Here is an 18,180-nt window from a genome sequence, read left to right on the forward strand (position 1 = left end):
GGAATAGGGTGAAAAACAGGTGATATGTTTTCATACCGCCTGAAATAATGCTTATGCTATCCCTTATATCTCAAATCATAATTTGTTGAACGCCTTGCGTCCTCTACTAAACGCCAACCTTCTTTTAGTTTTTGTTCTGCATTCGGACCAATCCATTCCATAAAATCATATTTCTTAAAAGATTTTTTAATCTTTTTTATAAGTTCTTTATAGGTAGATTCTGAAAATGAGTTTTCGTTAACATAAGCAGTCCTACTTACGACCAATATATTTTCTTTTTTTGTATAAATACCTCCTAATCTCAGTTCTATACTTTGAAGATTTTTCATTGGATCAACCGCATATAAAATACCTCCTTTTCTTTGGGGAATATCTCGAACGATAACCTCATTACTTTTTTCCATTATCATTAAGCTATTTTGAGATGATCCATAGTATGGATTATCAATATATCCTAAGTCTAGAATTTCCTCATATGATTCATAAATAGTGGGAATATTATATTCAAATAGACCTGTCAATACATATTTTATATCAAATATAGATTCTATATGGGATAATATTGGAATTAAATCTTCTTTTGTTGCATAAAACATTAATTGTTTGCCTGCCATAATTATTTCTTTTTAGGTATTAATAATAAATGTTCTCCTGGTTGAATTTGGGTTCTTATTCTTATCGCATTTCTCAATTCTCTTGCATTAGGAGTAACACCATCCTTCAATACATCTACCGTATTTATCCTTAAGGTAGGGTATTTAGGATGCGTAGCAGTAATATCAAGATAAGAGCCTCCTTTTCTTCCTCCATTCAAAGGCTTGAGATATTCTTCTTTAAAGCCTCTTTGCCCTCCAAATTCTATTTTATATCCTCTACTTTCCAACGTTGATGAAATTTCAGATATTTGTGCTCTTGTCTCTGCATTTCCCAGCCTTCCTTTACTGCTTGTATAATTCCCTTCATATATTTTTTGAGGTCCTTCCTTATATATTGGAACTGGCTGCTCATTGACAAGATTGTAGCCGGCAAGTTGATCAACACTCTCACCAATATCTCCAATTACCACAGGGGTTGTTTTCACTGGAGTTATTCCTACCGTAGTAGTTTTCGGGGTGTTATTGAAGGTCCATGCGCTTCTACCTTGAGCAATAGGAGCGCCCTTTAATATTGTTCCTTGCGGAGCACCTATTTCAGCCGCCTTTATATTCTTGACAATCTGCCCTCCAGCTCCTAATAGTGCGCCTCCAGCACCTCCTATAGCGGCTCCTGACAAACCACCCATCATGGTTCCTTCTATTACATTTTCCCCAAACATTACTGCGGTTGCAAATCCACTAATAGCACCTGCGGTCGTAAATAATTCTTTTAATTTTTCAATTCTTAAAGAATCATCTAATGGATTATCAAAGTCAAATATTCGCCTATATTGATCTGTTTCATTTTCATTTATATCTCCTATTGGACTTTTTATTAAGTCTTTTGAAAGGAGTATAAATTCTCTCAACATACATTCGAATAAAAAAGGTAGATCAACGAAAAAGGAAAATATAGCACAATCAGCTTTTTATCTATTAAAATAATATTATGATAGATTTCATCCTTAACCCTAAATATTTTCCGTTTCGTGAGCTGACCCCAAAAGTATAAACAAGCTATCCGAAAATCCGGATAGCTTCATTTAAAAAATTACTACTTGATCATGAATTCTTGCAAAACTTTTTCCAAATTAGATTTTAATAAATCCATATTGGTGTCCAGTTTTCGTTTCTTCACAACTTCTGCAAGCAAATCCATTTTCTGCAAAATAGATTGTTTTAAAAATTCATACCTACCTTCTTCTGTTTTATTGAAGAAATTTTCATCATTTACGATGATAGGAATGCCTATAGCTTTTTCATTCTTGCGATAGGATTCTATTTCTTTTATATATTGGAGCTCTGTTATATATGGCTTTACATGAAATTGAAATAGAGCTAATTCTAAATCATTGCCATAATCTTTCCAGTGAAGCTTTTTCAGTTCTTTACTAATGCCTTTTTCTCCCCAAATGTAAGGTCTAAATGCTTCCGATATTGCCGTAAATTCATTTTCTTTTAAGTTAGGATCAAATCCAATTTTCATAAAGCAACCTAATATATTTGTATTCTCTTCCATGTTTCTATATTAATGATTATTTTTATTCCAAGGTCCTTTGTTAATTTGATTCTCATTAAATTCCCAATCCCATGCGTCTTTCCTATTTTCGAATTTCTTGATAGGCTCCATATATTTATCCTGCATAAATTTTTGAGTATATCTCGTTTCTGGTATTTACTTAGAAGTAATTCCATTTTTTAAAATGCTTAATAAATCCTGCTCATTGTTTGTGGAATTCATTTCAGTTAATACTTTATCATTTATGAGTTCTTTCAACTGAACAAGCCTGTCATTATCCGCTATGTCTGATTCTAGACTCAATAAATAGGTTATTCTCATATTTTCTGATATTCGTATATCTTCTAAATTGCTTGCTGAACTTAAACGATTATCTACATGATTTACAAAACCGTTTAATGGTAACCTATTTATTACATAACCATAATTAATATAAAATGAATTATTATACTGGGATTTTTGAAGATTAATTATCTTATTAATTTCTTCTCCATTCATTACCCAATTATTACCCTTCCTTTTAAATCCAGCCGTAATAAATATGTCATCTAAAAGTTTGATCAATTCTTGTTTTTCGATAAATCTCTTTTTAACAATAAACCTCTAAACATGTTTATAATTTCTTAGACTTAAAAGCACTTTATAAAAAAGGGCTACCCCGCAAATACAGGCAGCCCCTGATTTAAAAGTATGTGTTTTATAAATAGTTACTTTAAAAGTCTATTTAACTCTTCATTTACAGCAGGCGTAATATGAATTTCTTTACGCTTTTCCAGTTCTAAAAGTCCCGAAATAGATAATGCTCTTTCTGTAAAAGGAGTAATGAATTCAGTGAAAAATTGTTCTAATCTATTTTTTCTTACCTGATCATTCATTGGTTCATCAAAATTAAATAAAGATCTATATTCAGACGGTTGCCTTCTTGAAACATTTCCTATCTCTTTTTTTACCAAATCTTTATTTCTAAAATAATTATTACCAAACATACCCTGAACATAAATTTTAATATTCAATTCAAAATATTCTCCATAGTTTGATTTCTGTAAATCAAGTACTACGATACTATCAACTCCATCATTAAACCAACCTCCAAAAGCACTTTCAAATGCATTATTTTTTGCTATTTCTCCGAATATTTCTTTAAATTCTTTACTGTTCATAAATTATTTTTTTATACAATAAAGCCTACAAGTAGGCCTTAGCATGTTATAGTAAATTAAAGTGTCTCCTTACTGATCCTGGAATTATATCTCCGGCTCCTTTTTTAACTCTTTTAAAATGTCTATAATATTAATTTTACTATTTAAAACTATTTTATTCAGGTAAGGAATAGGGTGAAAAACAGGCGATATGTTTTCATACCGCCTGAAATAATGCTTATGCTACCCTTTTAAAGTCAAATCATATCCCTTTGCGAAACCTTCATTCTGTACCAGTCGCCAGCCTTCCCTAAGCTTTTCTTCTGCTTCTGGCCCTACGTAGAACATATCGATTTTTTTAAAGCTCTTTTTGATTTTAGAAGAAAAGTCTTTAAAAACCTGTAAGGAAAAATCATTGAGGTTAGTAGTAAAACAAGTTCCAGCAAGTAAAATACCTTCCTTGTATATTCCTCCAAATTGAAAACATATGCTTATATGGTTTAAAATAGGATCAATAGCATATTTTATCCCCCCTTTTCTTTGATTAACAGGTCTTATAATCATTGGCAAATTCTTAGGAATTGCCATTAATCTTAAATCTCTATTCCAGTCTCCGGATTTAGCGACCCCAAAATCCGGAACTTCCAAAACCGTGTTAAAATATTTATCAGATTCTATATCAAATAATCCCATCTCGTAGTATTTGATTGGATAAGATGTCTCAATAGAAATAATAATTTGTTCAATATCTGATTTAGTTGCAAAAAACAAAACTTGTTTACTATTCATATTTATTTCAATTTTTTAGGTATTAATAATAAATGTTCTCCTGGTTGAATTTGGGTTCTAATTCTTATTGCATTCCTCAATTCTCTTGCATTAGGGGTAATACCATCCTTCAATACATCTACCGTATTTATCCTTAAGGTAGGGTATTTAGGATGCGTAGCAGTAATATCAAGATAAGAACCTCCTTTTCTTCCCCCGTTTAGTGGTTTTAAGTATTCTTCTGGAAGTCTTATTCCATTTCTTTCTCCACCTCCATTTGTAATAGTATACCCTCTACTTTCCAGTTCTGTCGATATTTCTGCTAACTGCGCTCTTGTTTCTGCATTTCCCAGCCTTCCACCTTTACTACTTGAGTACTCACCTTTATAAATGGTTTGAGGTCCTTCCTTATATATTGGAACTGGCTGCTCATTGACAAGATTGTAGCCGGCAAGTTGATCAACACTCTCACCAATATCTCCAATTACCACAGGGGTTGTTTTCACTGGAGTTATTCCTACCGTAGTAGTTTTCGGGGTGTTATTGAAGGTCCATGCACTTCTACCTTCAGCAATAGGAGCGCCCTTTAATATTGTTCCTTGCGGAGCACCTATTTCAGCCGCCTTTATATTTTTGACAATCTGCCCTCCAGCTCCTAATAGTGCGCCTCCAGCACCTCCTATAGCGGCTCCTGACAAACCACCCATCATGGTTCCTTCTATTACATTTTCCCCAAACATTACTGCGGTTGCAAATCCGTTGATAGCACCTGCAGCAGCTCCTCCAGATGCTCCGGCAATGGCTCCTCCTAAAAGACCTCCCTGTATTCCGGATGATGCGGCTGCGGTAAGAGCAGCAGAACCTACAGCGGCTCCAACCCCTCCGGTAAATGCTCCTACGGCAGCACCCATTGCTATTTTCCCCCAGGTAGCTCCCCAATTCCATTGTACAGGGTTCCATGAGCCATTAGCTTTTACTCCTGTTAAGTAGCCTCCCACAACTGCTCCTACAATAATCCATGCAAACTCTCCATTAGGATCATTATAGATCATTGGATTATTCATTACATACCCGTACCTGTTGTAGATTTGGGTATTAAAAGGATCCTGGATATTTTCATCCGCATTCAGGAATCTTCTCAGCAGCGGGTCGTAGAGTCTTCCGTTCATGTGGATAATTCCCACGTCTATAAAGTGCTCATGTCCGGTATAGCCTCTGTCTATAAGCATTCCTTCGGAATTGTTTATCAGAATGGTTATGTTAGCTTTACCAACAGCTAATTTACTTTTTCCGATACGCAGATGGGTTAAGTTGCCCCATGCATCAAAATGCCTTTGCTCAAGCATTTTTCCGGCTTCATCACTAATAGCTAAGATACTTCCCAGATAGTCTTTATGCAAAAAATTAAATGATCCGTTACTTTCATCAAAGTTTTTCAAAAATACAATATTACTCTCATATGCATTCCCCTCAATATAAATGATGTGTTTTTCTTTTCCAGTTATATTGTTTTTTACTACTTCAAAGCTTCCTTCTTCGCTGTATAGCTTGGTGAATTCTCCGTCATCTTCCGGATTAAAAACTCCTTTACACGTCACCCTTTGTCTCATACCGGTCAGTCCATACTGAAATGCTACAGAACCTTTTTCCCCAGCAATATATACCGGGTCATTATTCTCATTGTAAAGAACAGTCTGAACAAGATCCTGGTCATAATTTTCCATTCCCTCATTGTTTAGAGTCATTCCGGTCGCCTGATATATTTTGTCTGCATTTTCATACTTGATGTTTCCAACCTGATCATTTTCCATGATTCTTCCTTTTACATCATATGTATTTCTATTGGTAGAAGGCTTAAGTCCTGTCACCGGATCGGTCCAGTTTACCAGGCGGTTGTTATCATCATAATCAAAATATTCAGTTTCAATAGTTCCCGATGTTCTGCTTTTGAGTTCATTTCTAATAGCATCAAAGGTGTAAGAAATATTAAGAATATTCGGTTTTACAGATGAGGAGTGATTGACATTTGCCAAAAATCCATTACCATCATATTCATTATTAATCTCAGCCGCTCCCAATTTAGCCTTTACGAGCAGTCCTTTTGCATTGATTTCTTTCAGCTCCCATAAAACTTTCCCTGAAGTCTTATCCTTAACCTGATACAACTCACCATTCCATGCATTGTACAGATTTTCTACAGCAACATTGGTTGTTACTGTGGAAGTCTGTATTGCTTTTTCATATGAGCTTATCCTTCCATTGTTGTCATAAACAATATTTTTGTCTGAGAAATATGCTTCAGGGGTCTCCTGGAAAGAGGAAACTGTCCTTCCCTGAGGGTCATAGTTTATTGTGTAAATATATTTTTTACCATTGGAGATTCCTGCTTTTTCATTGAGTCTTCCCTTATTATTATAGGAAAAACTCATCATCTTTTCAGTTTGGTTACCCGTGGTAGATTTCTCCTCTAGGCTGATAAGTTGTCCCAGGGTATTATACTTATATCTTTTCTCACCTCTTGGGCTTTTAACTCTTGAAAGTGATCCCATATAACCAAGGTACTGATATTCATATACCCCGGTAGAAGGGTCTTCTACCCGTATTTTATTCCCCCAGTCATCATACTTGGTGGTCACAATATGCTGTGCGTATTTGGCCTGGATCTGCTGGCCTTCGGCATTGTAAGAAAACTGTACCGTACCTCCCTTATCGGTTGATGATATGACATTTCCTAAAGCATCCATTGTCTGGGAAGTTGTCCTTCCGTAATCCAGTGGACTGGTTTCCTTTACCGTTGTAGTAAATCCTGATATGATAGTCTCTGTTTGTTTTCCGGTAAATGCTGTACTCTTTACCTTTGGCGGAAATACGGTATCATCATAAACAAAAGTATTCCAATAGCTGGCAGACTGCCCTTCAAAATAAGGCTCTGATTCCTTGAGTTTCCTACCCAATATATCATATTGAATGTCTCTAGACACATATTGTCCCTGTGTAAAGGCTTTGGAAGATGTTTTATATTCCTGTCCCAGCTTATTGGTATAAATTTTTGAAACATCACCATCAGGATCATTGCGGGTAATCATTTCATTGTACTGGTTGTCTTTAGCGTACTTGTAAGTCGTTGTTCCTGCAAGGCTGGAAGCAGAACTTACCAGCTTACCCCACACATCAAAGGTATTGGCTAAAGTGTTGCCATCCGGATCTGTTTGGGTTAGTATCTGCCCTAGACTGTTGTAGGTAAACTGCGCTTCTCGTCCTAGATTATCAGTTTTTTTAACAATAAACCTTCCTGTAGAATCATACGCATCTTTCTGAGCTTTTGAATTCCCATCAATACCAGATATGGTTTTTTTGAATATAATGTTTCCAAACCCATCATAAGAATATCCTTCAGTCACTGCTTGGGTCGTATTATTTCCAGGGAAAAACTGGCTGCTTTTTAAAAGGTTATTCACATAGGAATAAGTAGTAAAGGTATTTTGTATATCACCATAAGCTTCCGTTTTTTCAGCCTTATTGGTAGGTCTTCCTAAATAATAGTCTTTTCCTGTACCCCAGATATTATGGGCATAGTCGAACTCTGTGGTAGATACAGCGTAACCGTAATTGGTACTCACTTCTATTTTGGAAGGCAGATAATAGTTTTCATAAGTCGTTACTTTTTGAGTGATTGTCCCGGTTAAGAAATCTTTTGTTTTGGTAAACTTAGGAACAATTGCCGTAACAATTTTGGATTGATATCCCGAAGGTACAGAAGTAACTACCTGACCGTTCAGCAGCTTATCTGCTTTATATTCTACAGATTCAAAGCTTAACAGCTGGGTATTATTCTCTGAAATATCTGCCGGAAAAATAATACTTTCATTGTTCGTTCTAATGCTCCATTCTTTTACTGGCACTCCATCCAAAATTGGATCTATTTGTGATCCCGACCATATTTTGGTGTTTTCAAAACCTTCAGCATACCATGATGAACGGGCGATTTGATGAAAACCCAATAATTTTTTTCCTTGCAGATTTCCTATAAGCCCTCTGTAACGGAAATCCTGCTTTCTTCCTTCTTCTGCAAGCTGGGAAACGGCATAGGCCTGATCGACCCTGCCCATGGAGTAGTAAGGATAAAGCTCCTTCTTTTCTTTCTTATAAAAATCAGGAGTAGTTGTATTACCGGGAACTACTTCCAGGTATTTTACAGAGGTAGTTACGCCTCCCTGGGTAATTGAAGCCACTCTTGCTAACTCAGAAACAGCAGTAGGTCCTTTTATTTTTTTTAGGAACTGCTTCCAGTATAAAAAAACATTGTAATAATTATTCCCGGATTTTATAGAATTGGTAATTGGAGTAAACAGCGTAAGATCCAACAGGTCCTGAATCTCATACTGCGGGCTTTGGAATGACCAGTTGGAAGTAAAATTAGGAGTACCGTTAACGTCAGATCCATTAGCCAATTTAGCACTTACCGTATACCCGAAATTCCTGTAGTTGGTATTGAATAGGTTGATCTGATTATAGGAAAAGACCTGAACAATATCAGATTTTCCATCCTTATTCATGTCCGTAACCGAAAAGAAATATTGCTTTGCAAATTTGGCATAATTACCGGTCATTTCCTTTTGGAACTTCCTGTAGGTAAAGAATTTCTTCTTCAGGAAAGGGACAAACCCATTGTCTACTCCTATGTAAAATCTCCAGTCGTCAGGTTTTCCTATGGCATAATCTGTAACAGGAATCGCAAAGTCAAGCTTTCCATCGCCATTATAATCTCCGTATAAGACCGGAAATTCAGGGTCTTTAGTTTCAAGCAGGTTTCCGGAAAACCTTATTTTTTGCTGGTACTGCGTAGCGTCATATTTTACAAACTCAAAAACGGTATACTGTGAATCAGAGACATTGATAATTTCCACTTTTCCATCTCCGTCTATATCCAGATACTTCCGTTCCTTATAAATATTTTCATTGATTCCCGGAGCGAGCAGCAAGGAAATTAATGGAATAGCTGGATTTTTAAGGTCTACAATCCCCTTTACATTAAATCCAGCCGGAGCTCCATCATCAAGAAAGGCATCAGGGATGCCATCCCCGTTGAAATCACCTACTTCAAGGATTAAATTATCACCTGATCCGTGAAATACTGTATTACCAGACTTTTATCGAATACTTTTACAAAATCATTATTTCTAAAAATATAGCCATAAATTCTGCTGTCTTTATATTCAACAATCCCATTCCCGTTATACACTTGTCCCTCTTCATCTAATAATGTACTGACTACTTTAGCATTACCGGCAAAATTTTTACCTGTAGAAACAGTTGAAAAAGTCTCATTGAATGCACCCAGCTTTACTGTACCGTTATTCATCAGAAAATCCAGATAAGAATCTCCGTTGAAATCCCCTACCAACTTAACATCATTAAAAGGCTCAGGCTCCGCAGTATACTCTGCATAAGAAGAATTTACCATAGGAGGATAGTTGAAAGTTACAGGATTCGCAGGTTCATTATTGGCATTATACTCAGTAATTTTTCCAGCAAACTGGTAATTGGTTCCATTACCTGTATACTCTATGCTGTATCTCTTAAACTGATTATTACCTGTAATTACTTTTACCTCGGAAAGAATCTTGTTTTGGTAAGATCTGAGTCCTTGTACATAAGATTCTTCTTTTAAATCTCTGTCATTGTAGGTGAACTGTATGGTGTTCATGTGAGGCGTGTTCATATCCTTATTACCACCCCACCTTATGCTGCTTATCAGGGCAGCACCAGTTCCCTGTACATAATTGTATGAAATATAATTTCCCTGTGGATCTTGCCATTCACTTATATTATATTCAGTTGGAATTCTGGCATCTGCACTACGGCCATACCAGGCCTGAGAACCGTCCTCAAAAGTCACTTCCCAATATTCCGGACCATACCATCCAGCGGCAGTTCCTATAGATTTAAATTTCGCATTGGAATATTTCTCTGTTACATACTGAGCGCCGTCTTTACCATATTCTCCTGATTTGAGTACCAGTCTTTTACCATTAAAACTGTAATAATCAGAGAAGTCCATCTGAAGTCCTTTTACCTCTCCGGTATTTTCTATGTTTTTAGATGTTCTGCTGATTGTGGTTATTCCTGAAATTCTCCATCCATATCCAGCTATACCATTACCTGATTCACTGTTGTAAACCAAACTAATCTGTGGTGATACTGATTTTATTCCCGGAGTAAGGTCCAGGGGCAATGAAAACTGCAGCTGTCCAACTCTGTTTACTTCAATATTTCCTTTAGTATCATGGAAATTCTGGGCAAAGCAGAACACTGAAATGAAAGATAATACGAGCGATGAAAACAGCTGTATTTTCTGATGATAATTTTTTTCCATAGCCTTTATCTTTTGGTGATGTTTTTACTGAAGATTCTACCGTCTTTCAGGGTGAAGCGAAGAACATATATCCCCCAATCATAGCCAGTCATATTGATTTTTAACTGTCTATTAAGGCCTGGAATATTCTGCTGTTGAAATTTCCAGTGTACCGTACTGTGCTGATAGAGAGAAACTGATTCTATAAGCCTGTCTGTTTCCTCGCTCCAGTCGATGGTAAGCATATCATTTACTGGAATCGGGTAAAGCCGTACCTGTTTCCAAAAGGTTTTTTCATCCATCAACTGGCTTGTGGAAAGGGAAGTAGTTTTAAGGTGTTTTGAAGCTTTTCCAGCAATGTCATCAGGGCCACGATAGCGCTGATTGCCCGCCTCGTCATACTTGAAGTAGACTTCAGTTTGCTGAGCACTGAGCGTACTTAGGGTAGCGCATAAGAATAATGCACTTAAATAATTTTTTTTCATTGATTTGAATTTTTGATGTAAAAAATAAATATTAACTCCCAGTTAATAGAGAAAATATTTTGATATGGGTTTGTATAACAGGATAGATTTACCCTGAAAGACACAATACTTTCATATGTTTATTTTAAAGAATGATGGTATAGCCTGATTTAAAATCAGGATCTGTTATAATCAGTCACGGGAGACCTTAGACTTTAGAAGTCCTGCACAAAAGAAATAAGGAAGGACCTTAATTTGTGCATACAAGAAATTAGGTGTGGAACATAATTTCTTTCTCTCATCTTGTGTTATTTTTCTCTTAAGCGAACTTATGCACTACAGAGATTTTCTACAATCCGTAAAATCACGATACTTTTATATCCCGGTTTTTACGGTAATTAAAATAATGCTACCCTATCTTTTTATATGTAAAAGCGATAAAATAACCTGATTAAAAAATCAGACTCTGATAAAAGAAAAAGTAAACATAAAAATCTGAGGCTTTAAAAGCCCTGCGCGGCAAGAATAAGGTAAAAAACTTAGCGCACATGTTCAAAGAAATTAAGTACAGGAAATATTGGGATTACCTAATTTCTTTTCTATCATTCGGTGTTTTTGCAAAGCGACTTTACGTGCTTTAAAGCAGATATACAATCCGTAAAAAACCACGGAGTCTGACAGCCGTCATTTTAAGGTAATCGTAAAAGTCTGTCTCTCAAATGTAAACTATTTTTTTAAAACCACTCACTTTAAAATGAAATAAAATCTATTTATTATTATTTCGAAGCTGATCTTAATGTGATACTATCCTATTAAAACAAGACTATAAAACTATTTTAATTGTTACCAGTCAAGATCTGCCGGGTGAAAGAATGCAGGATATTAAACACTTTAATCAACCAAAGAAACATACCTGGTGCATAGTAACACAGGTGAGTTTTTGACAAATCTTATCTCATAATAGCTTAAATGATCTAAAGTGTTTTAAAATATCAGGACGCAATCACTTCAATATTGAATTGATTGTGCTTTTTTAAGGTTAATTTTATGAAAAAAATTCTTCCCTTCTTTTTGCAATGATTTCTAATTGACCTTCTTTGCTAAATGCTTCATTTAAAAAATCAAGTTGATCCTGATTAGGAACGTCGCCAGATACTTAATATTGCTCTAAAATTTGCTTCTTTGAAAAACGACTTTTTTAATTAAATTTGATAAAGTTCAAAAACATAACAATTAAAATTTAAGCTTTTATTTTTCTGAGAAACGAAAGTTTAACCAGGTTTAATGTGTAAATTTGGAAGTTAACAGACCCTTTAAAAAAACAGAACGAAAACATCTAGAAGTTAATACAGAAAAAAATGAGAAACAATATTTATACTTTGTTATTATTTTTATTTTTATTCACAAGCGTTAATGCTCAAGAATATTCAAAATTAATAAGTGAAGCCAACAAATTATATGAAACAAAAGATTATAAAATGTCTACTGATTTATATGATAAAGCTTTTAAAATTGAAAGCAAAAATCCAAGTCACCTGTATAATGGCGCATGTGCATCTTCTTTAGCAGGAAATACAAAAAAAGCATTTAAATGGTTGAACTTATCAATAGAAAAAGGTTGGACAAATCTAAAGCACTTAAATTCTGATACTGATTTAGAAAATTTACATTCAAAAAAAGAATGGGGAAAAACGATTGAAAAGTTAGAAAAAAAATTAGAGTTAGTAGAAGCAAATTATGACAAACCATTGCAGGCTGAATTATTGATAATTCTTGAAGAAGACCAAAAATATAGGATGCAAATCCATGAAACTCTAAAAAAATTCAGTGATGATTCTAAAGAAATGCAAGACCTTTGGAAAATAACACTTCAGAAAGACTCAATTAACTTATTAAAAGTAAAAAAAATATTAGATGAAAAAGGTTGGGTTGGCAAAGACAAAGTAGGCGCACAAGCCAATAATGCGATATTTCTTGTCATTCAACATTCAGATCTGGAAACGCAAAAAAAATATTTACCAATGATGAGAGAAGCTGTAACAAAAGGAAATGCAAACCCAGGTTCTTTAGCTTTGTTAATTGACAGAATAGAAATCCGAGAAGGTAGAAAACAAATATATGGAAGTCAGATAGGAACCAATCCAAACACTAATAATCAATATGTTTTACCTTTGATTGATCCTGACCATGTAGATAAAAGAAGAACAGAAGTTGGCTTAGGTTCAATCTCTGATTATGTTAAAAATTGGAATTTAATTTGGGATGTTGAAAAGTATAAAAGTGAATTACCTGAATTAGAAAAATTAAATAAATAGAAAAAACGTCTGCTACAAGCAGTTTGCAAAAATAGCAGGTTTAGGGTTTAGTTTTAAGCGGTTTTTTTATTTCAAATAAAATATTTTTTTTAAGTCAAGATGACTTCTTTCTGCATTGTATTCTTCACATATCACCGTAAAAATTGAAAGTGTTTCAGTGAAAAATTAAAGCTCATTGCCTCATTAATTTTTAACTTTGCAGCTTACAATTGATAAAGCATTGAAGAAAAAGTACACCATAAAAGAGTTTCTTGAATACACTAATATAAGCGGCTTTAAGAATAATCATATTCATTTGGCGGAATACCATAAGCAGAAGAATATGCGAAGAAAATCGGCTCCCATTGAGCTCGACTTTTATTTTTTAGCAATCAAGCTCAACTTTGATAAAGACAAGAATTTTGGTCAGACGCTATTCGATCAGGCAGATGCCTTTGTATATCTGGACCAGCCGGGGGATTTTCTTCAATGGGATTTAGAACATCAAATTTCGGGGTATCATATTTTGATTGATGCAGGTTTGTTCAGAAAAATTGCTAAAGAATACAGCTTTACTTACTACGGCAATCACGAAGCACTTTTTATTACCAAAGAGGAAGAAAAAACAATTACCGACCTTTTCCAAAAAGCATTAAAAGAATTTGAAGGCAACGAGAGCTTTTCTAAGGATATAGTGATTTCCTATGCTTCGCTTATTCTATCCTATATCCAGAAATTTTACAGCAGGCAGTTTGATACAAGAGAGGAACTGTATAACATTACGGTAGCCGATTTTTACAAGAACCTCGAAGCGTATTATGACAATGAACAGAATGCCATGAAAATGCCATCGGTTTCCTACTTTTCGGATTTAGCCAGTTTATCTTCCAATTATTTTGGCGACCTCATAAAACATTATACAGGGCGTTCGCCACAGGAACATATACATCAACTGCTCATACAGACAGCAAAGAACAAATTACGGACAACTTCTTTAAGCATAAGCGAGATAGCCTTTAGTTTAGGGTTTGAATATCCGTCCTATTTTGCCACGTTTTTCAAAAAGGAAACAGGCATTTCCCCAAGTGTGTTCCGAAATCAGTAAATAATTAAAGTCTTCCCGTAATTACTTTAAGGATTGAGTTTTCAAGTCAGACTATCTTTGTACTGTTCACTAACTTATTAAAGATAAATGGCAATGAAAGCAATAAAATTCAAAAACAGAAATTGGGACGTAGCAGGTATCTTGCAGTTCCCGAAAGACTTTGATGAAACGAAAAAATATCAGGCGATTGTTTGTGCACACCCTATCAGCAGTTGTAAGGAACAGACAGCCGGAAATATTTATGGAAAAGCATTGGCAGAAGCTGGTTTTATTACACTGGTTTTTGATGCTTCCAATCAGGGAGAAAGCGGTGGCGAAGTAAGGTTTTAGAAGACCCTGCAACCCGTGTAGAGGATTTCCGTTGTGCAGCGGATTTTCTAACAACTTTGAATTATGTGGATGAAGAAAAAATTGGTGTTTTGGGAGTTTGTGGCGGAGGTGGCTATGCCGCTAATGCAGCAATGACCGAAAGACGGTTTAAGGCAGTTGTAACCGTTGTTGGCGCAAATTACGGACGTTTGCTTCGTGAGGGGGATTATACCGCTGATGCCGCTATTAAAACTCTGGAGGGAATTGCCAAGCAACGTACGGCACAGGCAAGAGGTGCTGACCCTGCCATTACGGTGTACAGACCAAACTCGCAGGAAGACAGAAAAGCTGCAGGAATGAACGACATCGACATTATTGAAGCTGTAGATTACTATCAAACACCCAGAGCGCAGCACCCTAATTCTCCAAACCATTTACGCGTGGACAGTCTTGATAAAGCAATGGCTTTTGATGCGTTCCATTTAGCAGATTTATTACTTACACAGCCGCTTCACGTGGTAGTTGGCGATAAAGTAGGAGCATTTGGCTCATATAGGGATGGCTTTGAACTGTTTGACAAAGCAGCATCAAAACAAAAGAGCATTCAAGTTGTTACCGAAGCAAGCCATTATGATTTGTATGACGGAAAAGAAGCTACCGGAAAAGCATTGGAACAGATTGTTCCGTTTTTTAATAAACATCTTGTCTAGTGCAATTTTTCATTCTTTTAAAGGTATTTGAGCCTTACAACAAAATCGTTGTAGGGCTTTGTTTTTACCTTTGTATTATAAAAATTAAGATAATGCAAACAGAAATAAATACATTAAATATATTTGGACGATTACGCACTGGGTAAAGCGTACCATTCAGCGACCCTCAATATTCTAAAATAGGGTAAGCCTGTAACGATACAAACAAATTGTTAGTTGCTTCAGAGCTTGGGTTCCAGGCAGATTATCCGGAGGAGAACATCCTTTTTATAGCAGAAAACACCAATACAAAAGCAATCTGTGTAACAAGAGGAAAACATGGTTCAATATTGCTTTGGGAAAATTCTTTTTACTACCGTAAGGGCTTCATGATGAAAGTTGTAGGTACAGCAGGTGTCGGAGATTCTTATCTCGCCGCCCTTATCGCAAAACTGACCAGTGATAAAGAACCTGAAAAAGTATCGGATTTTGCCAGTGCTGTCGGTGCTATCATAGCAAGCCATCCTGGTGCCAATCCGAAATAGAAAGCATTGAGATAGAAAAATTTATGAAAAACCAACAATTTGAGCTGAAACCCTTCGAAATATTTGGCATCATCGGCTTTTTTATGATGATGCTATTTTCTATCATATTATCTTTTGTATGGTTGATGAAAACGGGCGTTTGCTAAAAGAATATGATTCTCCTAAAAAAAGTAAGGATTGATTTAAAGTTAGATCCACCAATAAGCAGGAAAGTCGCGTCAGGAAAGTTTAAACCCGAAGCTTAAAAAACAAATGAATAATCTGAAAATTTGTTTTTCTAAAATAAATTCATTATATTGAGATATGAAAAAATTTGAAAATCAAGGTAGTATAACGCACGCAGGTAAAATGAATGAACGAACAAGAGCTATGGAAGTTCTTGAAAAAGCTAAGCAGACACAAGGGAAAATCACCTTTCTAAGACAAGGGGCCGGAAGAAATTTTAAACCCAAAAATGAGGTTTCCTAAATTGGAATTGATTACTCCATGGTCCACATAAGAATGTGGTATGTTACCGAAAATATAGAAAAAAGCCCCTGTTTCAACAGGGGTTATTTTATTTTATTGTCTCGTCCTGAAAAAAGTTGACTAAAAAACAATAAAACCAGTCAGCGTTATGGATTCAAAAAAAACATCAGGTCCTGTACATGAGTACAGTGAGGCCTTCAAAAGACAAGTTGTCTCTGAATATGAACGGGGATTATATACAAAATCCCAATTGCAAACACGATACAATATCCGTGGTAATTCATGTATTCCGAAATGGTTAATAAAATATGGTAACTTTACTTATGAAAAACAAATAAGTAAAGGCAGGCCCATGAAAGACCCACAGAAACAAAAGATTAAAGAGCTTGAGGCAGCTTTATCAAAAAAGGAAGAAGAACTCAAGGTCTTTAGGAAATTTATAGAAATCGCTGAACGTGAATTAAAGATTGAAATTGTAAAAAAGTCTGGTTCCAATCAATCCAGGAAATAAAGGCACATACGAATCTTCCAGTAGAAGATATCTGCCGATTGTTTGGATACAGTAAACAAGCTTATTACAAAAGAAGGAGCCGGCCGAGTTTAAATAATAATCAAGAAAGAATTATAGAATTAGTAGTATCAATTCGCAAAAAGATGCCTAAAATAGGTACTCGGAAACTTTATTTCTTACTTAAAAATGATTTTAACAAAGAAAGCATTCAAATAGGAAGAGATGGATTGTTTAAGATTTTAAGATCAAATTATCTTTTAATTCCCAGAAGACACAGTTACTTTAAAACAACGAACTCCAGACATTGGATGAAGAAATATCCCAATATCATCAAAGAAAAAGAATTGAAATGTTCAGAGAAGGTTTGGGTAGCAGATATTACCTATCTGAAAACTAAAGAGAGGAATTATTATCTTCACCTGATTACTGATGCTTATTCAAAAAAAATTGTAGGATATGAATTGAGTGATAATTTACAGACCAGTTCTACATTGAAGGCATTAAAACAAGCCATAAGGAATCGGGTATATAAACATCCCTTAATTCATCATTCAGACAGAGGTTTACAGTATTGTAGTAAAGAATATACCGAAATGCTAAAGAAGAATGATATTCTTATCAGTATGACAGAGAACTCGGATCCTTATGAAAATGCTGTAGCAGAAAGAGTGAATGGCATTCTAAAATATGAATTTGGATTGATTGGTACTTTTGAAAATTTTAAAAATCTCTCTCGACAGCTTGATCAATCAATTTACTATTATAATAATTTGAGACCCCATTTTTCATTACATTATAATATTCCAAGCCAAGTACACATGAAAAATAATGTGAAATTAAAAACCTATAAAAAACAAAATCAGAATAGGAAAATCCCTACTCTGATTTAAGTATATTTAACTTATAAAACTAGTCAACCTTTTTCAGGACTAGTCATATCCTTAATCTTTAGATACTCCAACTCTAATTTTATTATGTTTAGTTTAAACCTATTCAAAGCAGGCTTCACTACTTTTATATGTTCTCGAGTTTAGGTTTTCCTTTCTGAGACTTTTTCTAAAGCTTTAAACAATGAGAGATTACGGTTTAGTTCTTCCTCAAGGAAAAATGAATTGTTTTGATATGGGGTAGTAGTCTTTTTCATCAAGTAAAGACGGCATCTGTTTCAGACTTGGATATATCATTTAGCTTAAATATAGCTAAGAATATAAGCTTAATTTTAACAAACATATGAAACCGAGAGCGAAAAATTGATGATCCGGCTTTCAAGACCAAAGCCGTTGAGCTTGTTTTAATTGCTGATCTTAAGCATAAACAGAAATTCTATTCTTCAATAATCTAGTACTAGCATTAAATTATTCAATCCAATTTCTCAAATT

Annotated in this window: 16 protein-coding genes; 7 read left to right on the forward strand and 9 right to left on the reverse strand. The window is 35.0% G+C overall.

What is annotated here, in order from left to right; genetic code table 11:
* Positions 1–56 precede the first annotated feature (56 nt).
* From LF887_RS16270 to LF887_RS16310, 9 genes are all read right to left on the reverse strand, one after another.
* Positions 57–614 carry a hypothetical protein gene (locus tag LF887_RS16270; RefSeq protein WP_236855305.1) on the reverse strand — a complete coding sequence of 186 codons (558 nt, stop codon included), beginning with the start codon at positions 612–614 and terminating at the stop codon, positions 57–59.
* Positions 615–616: 2 nt separating this feature from the next.
* Positions 617–1,507 carry a hypothetical protein gene (locus LF887_RS16275; protein WP_236855306.1) on the reverse strand — a complete coding sequence of 297 codons (891 nt, stop codon included), beginning with the start codon at positions 1,505–1,507 and terminating at the stop codon, positions 617–619.
* 182 nt (positions 1,508–1,689) lie between these two features.
* Entirely contained in the window at positions 1,690–2,154 is a 465-nt protein-coding gene (locus LF887_RS16280) for a hypothetical protein (protein WP_236855307.1), read from the reverse strand.
* Positions 2,155–2,310: 156 nt separating this feature from the next.
* On the reverse strand, positions 2,311–2,718 hold the full coding sequence (locus tag LF887_RS16285; protein WP_236855308.1) for a DUF4304 domain-containing protein: 408 nt from the start codon (positions 2,716–2,718) through the stop codon (positions 2,311–2,313).
* A 143-nt stretch (positions 2,719–2,861) separates the two neighbouring features.
* Positions 2,862–3,314 carry a hypothetical protein gene (locus LF887_RS16290; RefSeq protein ID WP_236855309.1) on the reverse strand — a complete coding sequence of 151 codons (453 nt, stop codon included), beginning with the start codon at positions 3,312–3,314 and terminating at the stop codon, positions 2,862–2,864.
* Positions 3,315–3,536: 222 nt separating this feature from the next.
* Positions 3,537–4,082: a hypothetical protein gene (locus LF887_RS16295; RefSeq protein ID WP_236855310.1), complete on the reverse strand. Its 546-nt coding sequence runs from the start codon at positions 4,080–4,082 to the stop codon at positions 3,537–3,539.
* A 2-nt stretch (positions 4,083–4,084) separates the two neighbouring features.
* Entirely contained in the window at positions 4,085–9,043 is a 4,959-nt protein-coding gene (locus tag LF887_RS16300) for an RHS repeat-associated core domain-containing protein (protein ID WP_236855311.1), read from the reverse strand.
* 125 nt (positions 9,044–9,168) lie between these two features.
* Positions 9,169–10,437: a SpvB/TcaC N-terminal domain-containing protein gene (locus LF887_RS16305; RefSeq protein WP_236855312.1), complete on the reverse strand. Its 1,269-nt coding sequence runs from the start codon at positions 10,435–10,437 to the stop codon at positions 9,169–9,171.
* 5 nt (positions 10,438–10,442) lie between these two features.
* Complete coding sequence (locus LF887_RS16310) at positions 10,443–10,901, reverse strand: hypothetical protein (RefSeq protein WP_236855313.1); 459 nt, start codon at positions 10,899–10,901, stop codon at positions 10,443–10,445.
* 1,337 nt (positions 10,902–12,238) lie between these two features.
* Between LF887_RS16310 and LF887_RS16315 the strand changes: the two genes are divergently transcribed.
* From LF887_RS16315 to LF887_RS16345, 7 genes are all read left to right on the forward strand, one after another.
* Positions 12,239–13,195, forward strand: a complete 957-nt coding sequence (locus LF887_RS16315) for a DUF6624 domain-containing protein (RefSeq protein ID WP_236855314.1) — start codon at positions 12,239–12,241, stop codon at positions 13,193–13,195.
* A 196-nt stretch (positions 13,196–13,391) separates the two neighbouring features.
* A complete protein-coding gene (locus LF887_RS16320; RefSeq protein WP_236855315.1) occupies positions 13,392–14,279 on the forward strand; it encodes a helix-turn-helix domain-containing protein in 888 nt (295 codons plus the stop codon).
* Positions 14,280–14,372: 93 nt separating this feature from the next.
* Positions 14,373–14,609, forward strand: coding sequence for an alpha/beta hydrolase (locus tag LF887_RS16325; RefSeq protein ID WP_236855316.1), 237 nt, complete (start codon positions 14,373–14,375; stop codon positions 14,607–14,609).
* Positions 14,610–14,665: 56 nt separating this feature from the next.
* On the forward strand, positions 14,666–15,298 hold the full coding sequence (locus LF887_RS16330) for a hypothetical protein (RefSeq protein ID WP_410680177.1): 633 nt from the start codon (positions 14,666–14,668) through the stop codon (positions 15,296–15,298).
* Positions 15,299–15,507: 209 nt separating this feature from the next.
* Entirely contained in the window at positions 15,508–15,822 is a 315-nt protein-coding gene (locus LF887_RS16335; protein WP_236855318.1) for a carbohydrate kinase family protein, read from the forward strand.
* Between the two features lie 303 nt (positions 15,823–16,125).
* Positions 16,126–16,290, forward strand: coding sequence for a hypothetical protein (locus LF887_RS16340; protein WP_236855319.1), 165 nt, complete (start codon positions 16,126–16,128; stop codon positions 16,288–16,290).
* 148 nt (positions 16,291–16,438) lie between these two features.
* A protein-coding gene (locus tag LF887_RS16345; RefSeq protein ID WP_236855320.1) for an IS3 family transposase occupies positions 16,439–17,691 on the forward strand; the annotation gives its coding sequence in 2 pieces (ribosomal slippage) (positions 16,439–16,766 and positions 16,766–17,691; 1,254 coding nt in all).
* Positions 17,692–18,180: the final 489 nt, after the last annotated feature.

This window comes from Chryseobacterium sp. MEBOG06, assembly GCF_021869765.1.
In the GTDB taxonomy this organism is placed as follows: Bacteria; Bacteroidota; Bacteroidia; order Flavobacteriales; family Weeksellaceae; genus Chryseobacterium.